General features: G+C 33.9%; 14 protein-coding genes and 1 pseudogene. 14 read left to right on the forward strand and 1 reads right to left on the reverse strand.

Going from position 1 to position 14971, the window contains the following annotated elements; genetic code table 11:
• The coding region (locus ISU02_RS23205; protein ID WP_194704251.1) for a transposase at positions 1–303 on the reverse strand (303 nt) is incomplete at its 3' end.
• Positions 304–658: 355 nt separating this feature from the next.
• Between ISU02_RS23205 and ISU02_RS23210 the strand changes: the two genes are divergently transcribed.
• From ISU02_RS23210 to ISU02_RS23275, 14 genes and pseudogenes are all read left to right on the forward strand, one after another.
• Entirely contained in the window at positions 659–2206 is a 1548-nt protein-coding gene (locus ISU02_RS23210; protein ID WP_194704252.1) for a type I restriction-modification system subunit M, read from the forward strand.
• Positions 2203–3393 carry a restriction endonuclease subunit S gene (locus ISU02_RS23215; RefSeq protein ID WP_194704253.1) on the forward strand — a complete coding sequence of 397 codons (1191 nt, stop codon included), beginning with the start codon at positions 2203–2205 and terminating at the stop codon, positions 3391–3393. The genes ISU02_RS23210 and ISU02_RS23215 overlap by 4 nt, the downstream gene beginning before the upstream one ends.
• Positions 3394–4527 carry an AAA family ATPase gene (locus ISU02_RS23220; RefSeq protein ID WP_194704254.1) on the forward strand — a complete coding sequence of 378 codons (1134 nt, stop codon included), beginning with the start codon at positions 3394–3396 and terminating at the stop codon, positions 4525–4527. It abuts the gene before it with no gap.
• Entirely contained in the window at positions 4524–7631 is a 3108-nt protein-coding gene (locus ISU02_RS23225; protein ID WP_194704255.1) for a type I restriction endonuclease subunit R, read from the forward strand. Before ISU02_RS23220 ends, ISU02_RS23225 begins: the two co-directional genes overlap by 4 nt.
• Before the next feature lie 24 nt (positions 7632–7655).
• Entirely contained in the window at positions 7656–7877 is a 222-nt protein-coding gene (locus ISU02_RS23230; protein WP_194704256.1) for a YdbC family protein, read from the forward strand.
• Positions 7878–8083: 206 nt separating this feature from the next.
• Positions 8084–8206, forward strand: coding sequence for a hypothetical protein (locus tag ISU02_RS24200; protein WP_267459438.1), 123 nt, complete (start codon positions 8084–8086; stop codon positions 8204–8206).
• A 21-nt stretch (positions 8207–8227) separates the two neighbouring features.
• Positions 8228–9211 carry a helix-turn-helix transcriptional regulator gene (locus tag ISU02_RS23240; RefSeq protein ID WP_194704258.1) on the forward strand — a complete coding sequence of 328 codons (984 nt, stop codon included), beginning with the start codon at positions 8228–8230 and terminating at the stop codon, positions 9209–9211.
• 56 nt (positions 9212–9267) lie between these two features.
• Positions 9268–10227, forward strand: a complete 960-nt coding sequence (locus ISU02_RS23245) for a caspase family protein (protein WP_207736520.1) — start codon at positions 9268–9270, stop codon at positions 10225–10227.
• Between the two features lie 11 nt (positions 10228–10238).
• Positions 10239–10622, forward strand: a complete 384-nt coding sequence (locus tag ISU02_RS23250) for a hypothetical protein (protein ID WP_194704259.1) — start codon at positions 10239–10241, stop codon at positions 10620–10622.
• A gap of 56 nt (positions 10623–10678) precedes the next feature.
• Positions 10679–11752, forward strand: a complete 1074-nt coding sequence (locus tag ISU02_RS23255) for a DUF7669 domain-containing protein (RefSeq protein WP_194704260.1) — start codon at positions 10679–10681, stop codon at positions 11750–11752.
• Entirely contained in the window at positions 11749–12492 is a 744-nt protein-coding gene (locus ISU02_RS23260; protein ID WP_194704261.1) for an LEM-3-like GIY-YIG domain-containing protein, read from the forward strand. Before ISU02_RS23255 ends, ISU02_RS23260 begins: the two co-directional genes overlap by 4 nt.
• 58 nt (positions 12493–12550) lie before the next feature.
• Positions 12551–13612, forward strand: a pseudogene (locus ISU02_RS23265) (ADP-ribosylglycohydrolase family protein).
• A gap of 20 nt (positions 13613–13632) precedes the next feature.
• Positions 13633–14205 carry a hypothetical protein gene (locus tag ISU02_RS23270; protein ID WP_207736521.1) on the forward strand — a complete coding sequence of 191 codons (573 nt, stop codon included), beginning with the start codon at positions 13633–13635 and terminating at the stop codon, positions 14203–14205.
• 5 nt (positions 14206–14210) lie between these two features.
• On the forward strand, positions 14211–14702 hold the full coding sequence (locus tag ISU02_RS23275) for a hypothetical protein (protein WP_194704263.1): 492 nt from the start codon (positions 14211–14213) through the stop codon (positions 14700–14702).
• Positions 14703–14971 lie beyond the last annotated feature (269 nt).

Below are 14971 nucleotides of genomic sequence, written 5' to 3' on the forward strand. Positions count from 1 at the left end.
AACCACCTGTGGTTCGAAAGAAGCTTCTCTGTCTCTTGGAATATTTAGATCAAATTCACCTAATTGACTTTTTACCGTTTTGGCACTTTTCCCATTTCGTCTATTGGTTGTATGATCTATAGTATTTTCACTTTTTGAGTAGCCTAGGTGTTCGTCAAGTTCCGAATTTAACATTGTTTCAAGCGTTTCAGAAAACATATCTTTTAGCGCTTCTTGTACATCAAGTGCGTTCTTTAGTTCATAGTTATCGAATAAATATGCCATGAGTTCTTTAGGAGCCTTATTTCTTTTTTGTTTTGCCATTTGAAACCTCCATTTTGTCTAAGTGAATTATACTTTGTTTTTTCACTTTACACAAAATATCTTACACCATCATTAGATACTGTGGAGAATAAATAGAATTCATTTCATACCAAGTGTCCTATGGTTAGTACAATAAAATGCTGGTAAAGATTGCATATTGCGATGCAAAGATATAAAATAATTAGTGAGGTGCAATTACTAATATGACGTATAAAAGTTCCTTTTAGGAATGCCTCAAAATTCAATGAAGTATCACGAAAACTTACAAAAAAATTTGAAAGAAAATGAATAAAGATAGAGTGAACTTGGATTTCTATGATCTGAGAATGCTCGTTAAACAATTGGAGGTATGTAAATGTCAAGTGCAGCACAACGCAAGGAATTGCAAAATCAAATATGGAAAATCGCAAATGAGGTACGTGGATCTGTCGATGGATGGGATTTTAAGCAATATGTATTAGGAACGTTATTCTATAGATTTATAAGTGAAAATTTCTCTAACTATATTGAAGGCGGCGATGAAAGCGTCAATTATGCAGGGCTTTCAGATGAAATCATTACCAAGGAAATAAAAGATGATGCAATTAAGACAAAGGGCTATTTTATCTATCCAAGTCAGTTGTTCTCTAACATTGCTAAAACAGCAAACACGAACGAAAGTCTAAATACGGATTTAGCAGCAATATTTTCTGCGATTGAAAGTTCAGCAAATGGATATCCATCTGAACTTGATATTAAAGGGCTATTTGCCGACTTTGACACGACTAGTAATAGATTGGGAAACACAGTAAAGGATAAAAACAGTAGATTAGCTGCAGTTATTAAAGGTGTTGAAGGTCTTGATTTTGGTAAATTTGAAGATAATCATATTGATCTTTTCGGGGATGCTTATGAATTTTTAATCTCCAATTACGCTGCAAATGCAGGAAAATCTGGTGGTGAGTTTTTCACACCACAGAGCGTATCTAAATTGATTGCAAAATTAGCAACTCATAATCAATCATCAATTAACAAAATATATGACCCAGCAGCTGGTTCTGGTTCGTTACTATTACAAGCAAAAAAGCAGTTTGATGATCATATTATTGAGGATGGTTTCTATGGACAGGAAATTAACCATACAACGTACAACCTTGCTCGTATGAATATGTTTTTACACAACATCAACTATGATAAATTCAAAATTGCTTTAGGAAATACACTTTTAGAACCTCATTTTGGTGATGAGAAACCTTTTGACGCTATTGTTTCGAATCCTCCTTATTCAGTGAATTGGATAGGAAGTGATGACCCTACTTTAATTAATGATGAGCGTTTCGCACCTGCAGGTGTATTAGCGCCAAAATCAAAGGCAGATTTTGCATTCGTACTACATGTTCTTAGTTACCTTTCTGGTAAAGGTCGTGCAGCTATTGTCACTTTCCCAGGCATATTTTATCGTAGCGGTGCTGAGCAAAAAATTAGAAAGTATCTCGTTGATAATAATTTTGTTGAAACAGTTATTTCACTAGCTCCGAATTTATTCTTTGGAACGTCAATAGCTGTAAATATACTTATTCTTTCTAAGCATAAGACAGATAATACAGTTCAGTTTATTGATGCAAGCGGAGAAGATTTTTTTAAGAAAGAAACAAACAATAACGTACTAAAAGATAAGCATATTGATTTGATTATGAAAATGTTTGATAGCAAAGAAGATGTAGCGCATGTAACAAAGTCCGTTGATTATAATGCGATTGTACAAAATGACTATAATTTGTCAGTATCTTCATATGTAGAAGCGAAAGATACAAGAGAAGTAGTTAACATTGATGAGCTTAATGCTGAAATAAAAATTACTGTAGATAAAATTGATAAGCTTCGTACTGAAATTGACGAGATTATCGAGGTGATTGAGCAATGATGAATTCGGGATATATGGCGAAACTCCTTGAGGGTGTTGAAGTTGAATGGATATCATTATATAAATTAGTTAATACTATTACTGCGCCGGCAAAAGTAAAAAAAGAAGTTTACAGATTAGAAGGTAAGACTCCTATCGTTGATCAGGGGATAGATTATATTGCAGGTTACACTGATGAAGAAATTAAGTCAGTGGAAGCTGATGAGTATATTATTTTCGGAGATCATTCTGAACATATAAAATATGTTGATTTTTCATTCATTCAAGGTGCGGATGGTTTAAAAATTATAAAGCCCATTAATGATATGACTAAATATATATATTATGCGTTTACAAATCATTATCAAAAAGAACTTAATTATAAGAGACATTGGTCTTCTGCAAGAGAAACATTAATTCCCGTACCTTGCCCGAAGAATCCAGAGAAATCAATTGGAATCCAAAAAGAAATAGTTCGAATTTTAGATACTTTCACAGAGCTTACAGCAGAGCTTACAGCAGAGCTTACAGCAGAGCTTACAGCTCGTAAAAAGCAATATAACTATTATCGTGATAAGTTATTGACTTTTGAAGATGGTGAAGTTGAGTGGAAAGCCTTGAATGAAATAGGGGAGTTCATACGTGGAAATGGCTTGCAGAAAAGTGATTTTACAGAGACTGGGATAGGGTGCATCCATTACGGGCAAATTTATACTTTCTATGGTAGTTTTGCAGAAGAAACAAAAACATTTGTTTCACCAGAATTGGCAGTAAAGTTAAGAAAAGCTCAGAAAGGCGATTTAATAATAGCTACTACTAGCGAAAACATCGAAGATGTTTGTAAACCACTGGTTTGGCTAGGCGAGGAAGAAGTATGTGTTAGTGGTGAAACGTATGTATTTAAGCATAACCAAAATCCAAAATATATAGCTTATTATCTACAAACTCCAATGTTTTTTGACTATAAAAAGAAAAACAGAACAGGCACTAAAGTTATTCGAGTACATGGCGAAAAGTTGGGGAAATTTGTGATCCCTTTACCATCACTAGAAGAGCAAAATCGTATAGTTTCTATATTAGATAAATTTTATACAATAACATCCTCAATCACCGAAGGCTTACCATTTGAGATTGAACTTCGTCAAAAGCAATATGAGTATTATCGAAATATGCTTCTAAGTTTTTCGAAAGAGGAGGTAAATTTATAAATGGGAAAGTCTTTAAATAAAATTGCTCTGGACTTAAAAGCGAATACAAGCAAAGTTCAACTAATATATGCTTTTAATGGAACTGGAAAAACTAGATTGTCAAAAGAGTTCAAAGCATTAATATCTACTCAGCTTGCAACAAATGAAGATGACGAACAACAAGAGATATCAGACCGCAAAATTCTGTACTATAATGCTTTTACAGAGGATTTATTTTATTGGGATAATGATTTAAATAATGATTCTGAACCTAAGCTAAAAATACACTCAAATGAGTTTACAAAATGGATATTGGAAACGCAAGGACAAGAAGCAACTATAATTCAAAGTTTTAAAAACTATACAAATGAATATTTAACACCAAATTTTAAGTCAAATTATTCAGAAGTCATATTCTCTTATAATAAAAGTGAAGATGTAAAAATCGACCATATAAAGATATCAAAAGGTGAAGAAAGCAATTTTATATGGTGCGTTTTCTATGCCATATTTAAGCAAATTATTGAAGACTTAAATGAGATTATAGAAGCGGGTGATTTAGCAAGTGACTTAACGAGTCAGTTTGATAAGTTGGAATATATTTATATAGATGATCCTGTAACATCACTAGATGAGAATCATCTAATACAACTTGGTGTGGACTTAGCTACTATGATAAAGAAAAGTAAATCTGATAAACTTAAGTTTATTATTACTACGCATAATCCATTGTTTTACAATGTTTTATATAACGAGTTAAAAGTTAAGTCTGGATTCTTTTTGGATAAAGATGAAGATGAAGGTTTTGTATTAGATAAGAGATTTGGGGATTCAAATAAAACTTTTTCCTATCATCTTCATTTAAAAAGAATTATTGAAAATGCAATAGAAAATAACCAAATTGAAAGATTTCACTTCAATTTAATTAGAAATTTATATGAAAAAACAGCTAACTTTCTTGGCTACAATGGATGGGCAGAAATATTACCTGATGACAAAAAACTATATCACACTAGAATCACAAATTTCACCAGTCATTCAACTTTATCTACTGAAACCATACCTGATCCTACTCCAGAAGAAAAAAAGGTTGTGGAGTATTTATATAATCATTTAATAGATAACTATAGCTATTGGAAGGAGGCTCAACGATGATTGATTACAAAACAATTGCAGAATCAAATAACTTTATTGTTCTAGACAAATATACCAAGTATTCAGAAGTGCATGAAGCCTCAGCAGGATATCAAACAGAAGCGGCATTAGAGCGGGAGTTTATTCAAGATTTAAAAGATCAAGGATTTGACTATCTACCGGAATTGAATACACCTGAGAAAATGTTTGCAAATGTGCGCGAACAACTTCAAGATTTAAACAAAGTGGCATTTTCAGATGTTGAATGGATAAGATTCTGTGAGCAATACCTAGATAAACCTAGTGATAGTCACATTGATAAAACTCGTAAAATCCATAACGATTATATATATGACTTTGTATTTGATGATGGACGTATTCAAAATATTTATCTAGTAGATAAAACGAATATCTCGCGTAATAAAGTTCAAGTGATTTCTCAGTTTGAGCAAAAGGGAACTCAAGCTAATAGATATGATGTAACAATATTGGTAAATGGTTTACCTATGATTCAAGTGGAATTAAAGAAACGTGGAATTGCTATTCGTGAAGCATTCAATCAGGTCCATAGATACAGTAAAGAGAGCTTTAATTCAGAGAACTCATTATTTAAGTATCTACAGATATTTGTGATTTCCAATGGAACTGATAGCCGCTATTTTGCGAATACAACTAAAAGAGATAAGAACAGTTTTGATTTCACCATGAACTGGGCAAAATCGGATAATTCCTTAATCAAAGATCTAAAAGATTTTACAGCAACATTCTTTCAAAAGAACACAATACTTAATATTCTGCTACATTATTCAGTCTTTGATTCGAGCGACAATTTACTTATCATGAGACCATATCAAATTGCAGCAACTGAAAGAATTCTGTGGAAGATTAAAAGTTCATATCAAGCAAAAAGATGGAGAACCACTGAAGGTGGTGGATACATTTGGCATACAACTGGTTCAGGTAAGACACTTACGAGTTTTAAAGCAGCACGATTAGCCACAGAGCTTGATTTTATTGATAAAGTATTTTTTGTTGTTGATAGAAAAGACCTTGATTATCAAACAATGAAGGAATACCAGCGATTTTCTCCGGATAGTGTTAATGGATCAGAAAACACTGCAGGATTAAAGCGGAATATTGATAAGGATGATAATAAGATTATTGTAACTACTATCCAGAAGCTAAATAATCTTATTAAGAGCGAAACGGATTTGCCAATTTACAATAAACAAGTAGTATTTATTTTTGATGAAGCGCATAGATCACAGTTTGGTCTAGCACAGGAAAATATCAAGAAAAAATTTAAAAAGTACTATCAATTTGGCTTTACAGGTACACCAATTTTCCCTGAAAATGCATTGGGAGCAGAGACAACAGCAACAGTATTTGGAAGAGAGTTGCATTCATATGTGATTACTGATGCAATTAGGGATGAGAAAGTACTTAAGTTCAAAGTAGATTATAATGATGTCCGTCCTAAATTCAAATTAATTGAGATGGAGCAAGATGAAAAGAAATTAACAGCTGCTGAGACAAAAGAAGCTTTACTACATCCTGAACGTATAAAGGAAATATCTCAGTATATACTAAGAAATTTTAAGATAAAAACTCATCGTTCTCATGCTACTGGAAAAGGGTTTAATGCTATGTTTGCTGTGAGCAGTGTTGATGCAGCAAAATTATATTATGAGTCTTTAACTAACTTGCAAAAAGATAATGAGAGACCTCTCAAAATTGCTACTATTTTCTCTTTTGCAGCCAATGAAGAGCAAAGTTCTATTGGAGAAATCCTTGATGAAACTTTCGAACCATCTGCAATGGATAGTAGTGCAAAAGAATTTTTAACTTGGGCTATCAATGAATACAATACAATGTTCAAAACAAACTATGGTGTTGATAGCAAGGAGTTTCAAAATTATTATCGTGATCTTGCAAATCGGGTTAGAAAGCAAGAAGTTGATTTGTTAATTGTTGTCGGCATGTTCTTAACAGGTTTTGATGCACCAACATTGAATACACTATTTGTTGATAAAAATCTTCGTTTTCATGGCTTGATGCAAGCTTTTTCAAGAACTAACCGTATTTATGACTCTACCAAAACATTTGGAAATATTGTTACTTTTAGAAATCTAGAACAGGCAACAATTGATGCTATTACGCTTTTTGGAGACAAAAACACTAAAAACGTAGTGCTTGAAAAAAGTTACAAAGAGTATATGGAGGGTTTTACTGACATTGCTACAGGCGAAGCTAGACGTGGGTATGTAGATATTGTCAATGAGCTTGATTCACGGTTCCCGAATATTGATGACATCGTTACTGAAAAGGATAAAAAAGAATTCGCTAAACTTTTTGGAGAATACTTACGCATTGAAAATGTACTTCAAAACTATGATGAATTCTCAAGATTGAAAGCCCTGCAATTAGTTGACTTAGATGATCCGAAGTCCCTAGAAGAATTCAAAGCTACGCATTATGTGACTGATGAAGATATTGCTGTTATGAAAGAAATTAAAATACCTGAAGAACGAACCATTCAGGATTACAGATCAACATACAATGACATTCGCGATTGGCTTCGCCGAGAAAAAGAAGGCAAAGAAAAAGATCCGTCTTCAATTGACTGGGATGATGTAGTATTTGAAGTTGATTTGTTAAAATCACAGGAAATCAACCTAGATTATATTCTCGAACTTATTTTTGATAAAAATAAGAAAGTAAAGGACAAAGATCTATTAGTAGAAGAAGTACGTCGTTTAATTAGGTCAAGTGTAGGAAATAGGGCAAAAGAAAGCTTAGTAGTTGATTTTATTAATCAGACTGATTTGGATAAAATTCACGATAAAGCAAACATTATAGATGCATTCTTTTCATTTGCACAAGCTGTACAAAAGCGAGAAGCAGAGGAACTAATTAATGATGAAGAACTTAATGTAGAAGCAGCAAAAAGATATATTCTTGTGTCATTAAGAAGAGAATATGCTAGTGAAAATGGAACTGAGTTAAACGAAATTTTACCCAAAATGAGTCCACTTAATCCTAAGTATCTTACGAAAAAGCAAAGTGTTTTTCAGAAGATTTCTGCATTCGTAGAAAAATTTAAAGGTGTGGGTGGAATCGTTTAGTGAAATAATGCGGGGGAAAAGATTATGGCAGAAATCAAATATGAGATTCAAGAAACGGTTGGAATCTTATCAGAAAACAACAAAGGCTGGACAAAAGAGTTAAATCTCATCAGCTGGAATGATAGAGAAGCGAAGTTTGATATTCGTGACTGGGCACCGGAGCATGAAAAGATGGGCAAAGGTGTAACATTATCTAAAGATGAAATGATTAAGTTAAAAGAAATATTGAATGGTATGGATCTATAAAAACAATTGATTTTCATCTTTGGTGGGCACTCTAATGAATTATAGTTTTATTTGAGTGCCTTTTTTGAAACTATGTGATGGAATAATAATCCATATAAAGAAAGGAAGTGGGCTGTATAGGAACTGTAGTTGTCGATTTTATAATGAATAATCGGACCGAGGTATTGGTAATCGGATTTTTGGCTTATATAGTGGCAGGTATAATCATGAGGTCTGCAAATGATAATTTAGGTATATGGTTTGGCAGAAGAGGCGGCAGGCTTCTATGGCTGGTTGTCGCATTGGTGATTAGTGGTTCGTACCACTGGATTAAGGAACTTTTTTCATAGATTAGAAAAGGGGAGATGTTCATGGGGGCAAATTCTAAGTTAAAACTCAAGCCATTCTATATCATGAAGATATTAATGGAACAAACAGATGAGCAACATCCAATTACAGTTAATGAGCTTATTGAAGAACTAGTAAAATTTGATATTTCTGCAGAAAGAAAGTCAATTTATGCTGATATTGAAATGCTAACGGAATATGGACTGGACATCATTTGCCAAAAAGGTAGAGCAAATCAGTATTTCATCGGAGCTAGAGATTTTGAATTACCAGAATTAAAGCTCTTGGTCGATGCAGTTCAATCTTCAAGATTTATTACTTATAAGAAAAGTGAAGAGTTAATCAGTAAGCTTGAAAAGCTAACAAGCGTTCATGAAGCTCAAGAACTTCACAGACATGTTGTGATATCTGATCAGATTAAAACGATGAATGAAAGCATCTACTATAACGTAAATGACATTAACAAGGCGATTCAGCAGAATAAGCAGATTCGTTTCAAATATTTTGATTATAACTTGGACAAGCAAGTTGAATATAGAAGAAATGGTGAATGGTATTATGCTAGTCCCTACGCCTTCACATGGGATGATGATAATTACTACATGATTGCTTTTTATGAACGATACGAAGATATAAGCAACTTCAGGGTTGATCGTATGACATCTATTGAGGTAATTGATGAAGATCGAGTTTTCGAAGGGGATAGTCAGGAGTTTAATGTCGCTGATTACTCAAAGAAAATTTTCAGAATGTTCAGTGGAGAGACAGAAAAAGTAAAACTTCAATTCGATAATTCGTTGATTAATATCGTGATTGATAGGTTTGGCAAGGAAGTTGAGATTCAAAAAGTGGATCAGAATGCTTTCTTGATTGAAGTTGATGTTGTTGCTACAAATACTTTTTTAAGTTGGCTATTTATGTTTGGGGATAAGGTTAAGATTGTTGAACCGCTAAGCTTAAGAAAAGAAATGATTAGTACAATAATGAAAATAAGCAATATTTATTGAAACAGATAACGTTTCATTCAATAAAACTGATAAAGATAAAAATGAGAGGTGATATTTTGAAAAAGGCATTAATTATAGGAATTGATGAGTATCCCAATGCACCACTTTCAGGATGTGTTAATGATGCAATGGCTGTTGGAGAATTATTGAAGACCAATGGTGATGGTGGTCCAAACTTTGATGTATCATTAAAACTTAATATTAAATCCAAAGCTGAATTCTTAGATTTGCTCGAAAGCTTATTTAGTGGAGATGCAGAAGCATCGCTATTATATTTCTCAGGACATGGGAGCGAGCAAGGACATTTAGTCACACCAGATTATAAAGGTAAAGATTTGGGTGTTTTAATGAGTGAAGTACTAGCATATGCAAATAACTCTAAATGTAAGAATAAGATAATCATTTTAGATTGTTGTTATTCAGGGAAATTTGGTGAGTCGCCTATTATTCAAAGTAATGAATCCACGCTTGGTGAAGGTGTTACAATTATGACTGCGAGTTCAAGAGATGAAGTTGCTATGGAAAGTGGAGGGCAAGGGCTTTTTACTGGTTTATTTTTGCAGGGATTAAGAGGGAGTGCTGCGGATATTACTGGCAAAATTACTCCTGCAGGGATATATGCATTTATTGATCAATCTTTAGGAGCGTGGCAGCAACGACCTATTTTCAAAACTAATATATCTCATTTTATATCAATACGAGATATTGAACCAAGGGTGCCTAAAAGTATTTTAAGAAAGCTAGGTCAATATTTTAGTTCACCTAGTGATGAATACAAACTAGATCCATCGTTTGAATTTACAAATAGTCCTGAATATGAGCATGAATTATTAGAACCGCATGCTAAGCAAGAAAATGTAAATATTTTTAAGGAGCTTCAGCTTTTTGAAAGTGTTGGGCTTATTGAACCGGTAGATGAAGAACATATGTATTTTGCAGCAATGAAAAGCAAATCATGTAAATTGACTGCGCTAGGGTTTCACTATTGGAAATTATCAAAAGATACTCGATTTTAGGAGGAAAAATAATGAAATTAAATGTTTTTATACCACATCGTTGGAACAATAATGACTATCTAGATATTACTGCATTATTAGATAGAACAAAATATAGTGTTAGAGATTATTCTGTGCCAAGTAGTTCGCCGTTTGACAATGTAGACAGAAGATTCAACGTTGATCCACAGATCCAAAAGCAAATAAAATATGCAAGTGTAATTGTTTGTTCAAATCGGCCAGCAAATAATTCTGGCATGTCACTTGATGAAATTAAGTTTGCAATCAGTATTGGAAAGCCTATAGTTGCAATAAAAATTACAGAAAGCACTAGCAGATATATTTCAGAGCTGAATATTCCTGTTGTATCAAAGAGAAAAGATGCATTAGAAACGTGGATTAATCGAAATGTGTGATCTTATTTTATTCTTAGTATGTGATTTGAATAGTTGGAAAAGGTGACGGTATTTATTTGGATCTTCTGAATCAAGATGGTTCAATTAAAGATTATGACTTTTTGAGAAGTGGATATCAAGATAGAATTGAGATTATTGGAGGTGGGAGTTTGGGATTATTTAAACTGAATTACAATAAAACAGATTTATCTGATGGTTATATGGAAAAAGCAAATAAAGAACCTATTGATTATGAGAAAGACTTTGAAAATTGGCTAGAAAATAGCCCGCACGTACTATTTGAGGATGACACATCAACTATCATGTGGATCGGAAGACAAGTCTCCACAACTACATATGAAACAACTAAATTTCCTGACTTAATGGGAATAGACTCAAATGGAGATGTGGTTCTTGTTGAGCTAAAAAAGAACAGGACACCTAGAGATGTTGTAGCACAATTATTGGAATATGCTGCTTGGGCTGACAACCTAAGCTATGAAGATTTGAATGTTCTAACAATGAAATACTATGATAAAGATGAAATGTATATCGGCATGGAACTGTCTGAAATTCATCAAAATATTTTCTATCCAGATTTAGATGGCGCTGTTGAACGGAACTTTAATCAGAAGCTTAGGCTTTTTATCGTTGCTGAAGATATTTCAAAGTCAGTAAAAGAAGTCGTTCGATTTCTAAATAGAAAAGGGAATCTTGATATAAGTTGTATGAAATACGAAGTGTTTAGATCAGAATCAGGAGAGTTCTTTGTCAGCACTGAAATTGAGGAAGCTTCTCCTGTTGAATCAAAGCATTTAGGTAGTCGTATGACATCTGCTTCATATGGCTGGAATGGAGATGTACCCGTAAAACGAGTTGTAAAAAATGCTGTGGATGAAGTTCTTAAAATAAAGAATGATGGTATCTTTACAGGTAAAGAGGTTATCTCACAAGTGATAAAGCAGTATCCAGATTGCAATCAGAGTACGATTCGATGTCAGATTTATGCAGATTGTGTCAACCATAGTTCAAGAAAACACTATAAAGGTGGCCAACTCGACATGTATTATACAATCGGAAATGGACGATTCAGATTGTATAATCGTCAGAGTGATGGCAAATGGAATGCAGAGGGAGAAAAAATCGAATGAGTAATGTTTTAAATGAACAAAAATTCACCACGGAAGTAATTGATAAAATGAAGTTTTATGTTTATAGGCTAATCGATCCGAGAAACGGTGAAACTTTTTATGTTGGAAAAGGCAAAGGAAATAGGGTTTTTAATCACGTTAAGTGTCTTGAAACTGAAAAACTCGATAAATTGAACGATAAACTACAAACGATATTTGATATTCATAATTCTGGACTACAAGTAATTCATGTTATTCATAGACATGGGATGACAGAAGATCAAGCGCTTGAAGTGGAGGCAGCTTTAATTGATGCGTATCCTGGCGTTACTAATATTGCAAGTGGATATGGAAGCAATGAATTTGGTCCAATGAATGTGCTTGAGATCATAAATAAGTATTCTGCAGTAGAAGCAGAGTTTTCTCATAAAGTGATTATGATAACAGTGAATAAATCAGCTAGTGAAAGAAGTATCTATCATGCTACGAGGTGCGCCTGGAAACTAAATAAGAACAAGGCTCAACAAGCAGATTTTGTATTAGCAGTGAAACAAGGTATGATTGTGGAAGTTTTTAGGCCGGTCCAATGGTTAGTTGCAAGTGTGGACCATTTTAATGAACTTAGTTTTGATTCGGAAGATAGGTATGGTTTCTATGGGGATGTTGCAGAGAGTCAGGTAAGAGGAATGTACGTGAACAAGCGGATTCCTGAAAAATATAGGATCCGTGGTGCTGCAAATCCAATTAAATATAGTTACTAAAAATAAATGTGTTATCTAAGAAATTAGGTATAATCTTAATTATGCAATGTGAAATGTGGTGATTTATATAAAAAACGAGATTGAATATTTTGAAGGATGTCTTATCGGTGGAGCATTAGGCGATGCTTTAGGCTGGCCAATTGAATTCATGAAGTTAAATGAGATTAAGAAAACTTATGGTGAAAATGGATTAACGCATCTTATTCTTTCTGATGATGGAAAGGCTCAAATTACCGATGATACTCAAATGACAATGTTTACAGCTGAAGGATTATTGAGGGCAGAGTCAAGATTGACTAATAAAGGGATTTGTCATGCGCCAACCGTAGTTTACTTTGCATATCAGAGATGGCTGTTTACCCAGGGTTATCCTAAAAAGAAGGAGATTGATTTTATTTATAACGGTTGGTTGTTAGAAATTGATAGACTATTTGCTGTAAGAGCTCCAGGGAATTCATGCGTTTCTTCTTTGCTGAAGAGTGAAAAAGGTACAAAGGAAAATCTAATAAACAATAGTAAGGGTTGTGGAGCTGTTATGCGGTCTGCCCCTTTTGGATTATTTCTTGATAAGGACACAGCATTTGAAATAGCTATTGAGACGGCAGCTCTTACTCACGGACATCCAACAGGACAACTTGCAGCAGGTGCGCTGGCTTTTATGATTGCTGAGATTATCGAGGGTCAAAGTATAATTGAAGCTGCTTTCAGTACAATTGATAAATTGAGAAATGAAAAAGAAAAAGAAAGTATTGAATGTATATCAAAGATAGAAGACGCAATAAGTCTTTCATAAAGCGACTTATCTGATGGTGAAGCCATTTCAATGATTGGTGAAGGATGGATCAGTGAAGAAGCATTAGGCATAGGTCTTTTCTGTGTCATTAGGTATCAAAATGATTTTAGGCAAGCATTAATAGCATCAGTCAATCATAGTGGTGACAGTGACAGTACAGGAGCAATAACTGGAAATATACTGGGTGCATATTGTGGCATTGATTGCATTCCAAAGGAATGGATTCAGAATACAGAGTTGATAGAAGAGATAACACAGCTTGCTAATGATCTTTATCAAGTATACGAAGATGGCGACGTGTGGTGGAGAAAATATCCTGGATACTAATGAGAAGGTGGTGGTGCCGAATGGCTGTAAACTACAAGATTTGTCCAAATTGTGGTTCGATGAAAACATTAAAAATCATTTATGGCATGCCAACACATGATACCTTTGTCAAAGCTGAAGAAGGTAAAATTAAACTTGGTGGTTGTCTTGTCAGGGACAATAATCCCGAATATTATTGCAGTGACTGTAATTATGAATGGAATAGAGATGACAGTGTGAACTACGCGTATAACCAGATAAAACATATCAAAGCGACTGTAGGCGGTTATTTTGATGGATACTACGAAGTGACAATAGACTTGCATAGCAAAGAACTGAAATGGAAGCACTTTGGCTGCGGTCATGAAGAAGAGTTTCAGAAAACAGTACGAAATGCTACTGCTGATAGCTTTGTTGAAGAGCTTAAGTCTATTGATATATTGAACTGGAAATCTAAATACGTTGATCTAGATATTCTGGATGGCACTCAGTGGAGTATAGAAATTCAAATGCTAGGAAAGAAAATTAGCAAACACGGTAGTAATAAATATCCGGAGAGTTGGGATAAATTCTGTAGATTAATGAAAAAAATCTCTGGGAAAAAGTTTAGGTGATTGTTGTGAAAAAGAAAAACGTAGTTAAAAGCAAACGAAAATTGGATAACAAAATAACTAGGAAGCACATTGAAATTGAGCCAGGAGATGAATTCTTTCCGAATGGAATTTTTAAGTTTCATATCACTAAGTTAAATGAACATATTGATGAGAATGGTGAAGAATTCATCGTTGAAGAAATAGATGTCAATGAGTACTTTAGGTATTTCTGCAATGAAGAAATGAATCCTGAATATGTTGAAGCAGCAGATTTGAATAGGCCAGTTATATTGGCTGAGATTGCTCCTGATCGCTTGCACCATGGCTATCCTACCATCTCAAAGGATTACTATTCGAGGGGATATAATTTGATTGATGGTCATCATAGACTGGTAAAGGCGAAACAAAATGACGTTGAGAAAATAAAAGCATATATTGTTTGTATGGAACAGCATATACCTTTTATGATTGAAGGTTTTGAAGAGTATGTGGAGTATTGGAATTCAAAGCTAATTTAGAACTGTCCGATAATTTGGACTGTTCTCTTTTTTGTACAAAGAAAACCACCGGTTCTACCGGTGGTTCCAAAGAGCTTTAGCTTTGAGTCAAAAAACACCTCCTTCTGATAAAATAATAATGGTTCGCCAACCATATTAGCTCAGAAGGTGAATATTCTTTTCAAATAGACCACCGGGTCCGGTGGGTGTTGACCACCCAATCCGGAAAATGGAACCAGAGGTTCCGGTGGTGAGATCAATTTGATTATTTATTTTGTTTAAGCCCGTAT

The sequence above is a fragment of the Fusibacter ferrireducens genome, assembly GCF_015352425.1.
Classification (GTDB): Bacteria; Bacillota; Clostridia; order Peptostreptococcales; family Acidaminobacteraceae; genus Fusibacter_A; species Fusibacter_A ferrireducens.

Bases quoted from the DNA above. Each gene is read 5' to 3' on its own strand.
- ISU02_RS23215 (WP_194704253.1), top strand. From the start codon at position 2,203: ATGATGAATTCGGGATATATGGCGAAACTCCTTGAGGGTGTTGAAGTT.
- ISU02_RS23230 (WP_194704256.1), top strand. From the start codon at position 7,656: ATGGCAGAAATCAAATATGAGATTCAAGAAACGGTTGGAATCTTATCA.
- ISU02_RS23240 (WP_194704258.1), top strand. From the start codon at position 8,228: ATGGGGGCAAATTCTAAGTTAAAACTCAAGCCATTCTATATCATGAAG.
- ISU02_RS23250 (WP_194704259.1), top strand. From the start codon at position 10,239: ATGAAATTAAATGTTTTTATACCACATCGTTGGAACAATAATGACTAT.
- ISU02_RS23270 (WP_207736521.1), top strand. From the start codon at position 13,633: ATGGCTGTAAACTACAAGATTTGTCCAAATTGTGGTTCGATGAAAACA.
- ISU02_RS23260 (WP_194704261.1), top strand. From the start codon at position 11,749: ATGAGTAATGTTTTAAATGAACAAAAATTCACCACGGAAGTAATTGAT.
- ISU02_RS23220 (WP_194704254.1), top strand. From the start codon at position 3,394: ATGGGAAAGTCTTTAAATAAAATTGCTCTGGACTTAAAAGCGAATACA.
- ISU02_RS23225 (WP_194704255.1), top strand. From the start codon at position 4,524: ATGATTGATTACAAAACAATTGCAGAATCAAATAACTTTATTGTTCTA.
- ISU02_RS24200 (WP_267459438.1), top strand. From the start codon at position 8,084: ATGAGGTCTGCAAATGATAATTTAGGTATATGGTTTGGCAGAAGAGGC.
- ISU02_RS23210 (WP_194704252.1), top strand. From the start codon at position 659: ATGTCAAGTGCAGCACAACGCAAGGAATTGCAAAATCAAATATGGAAA.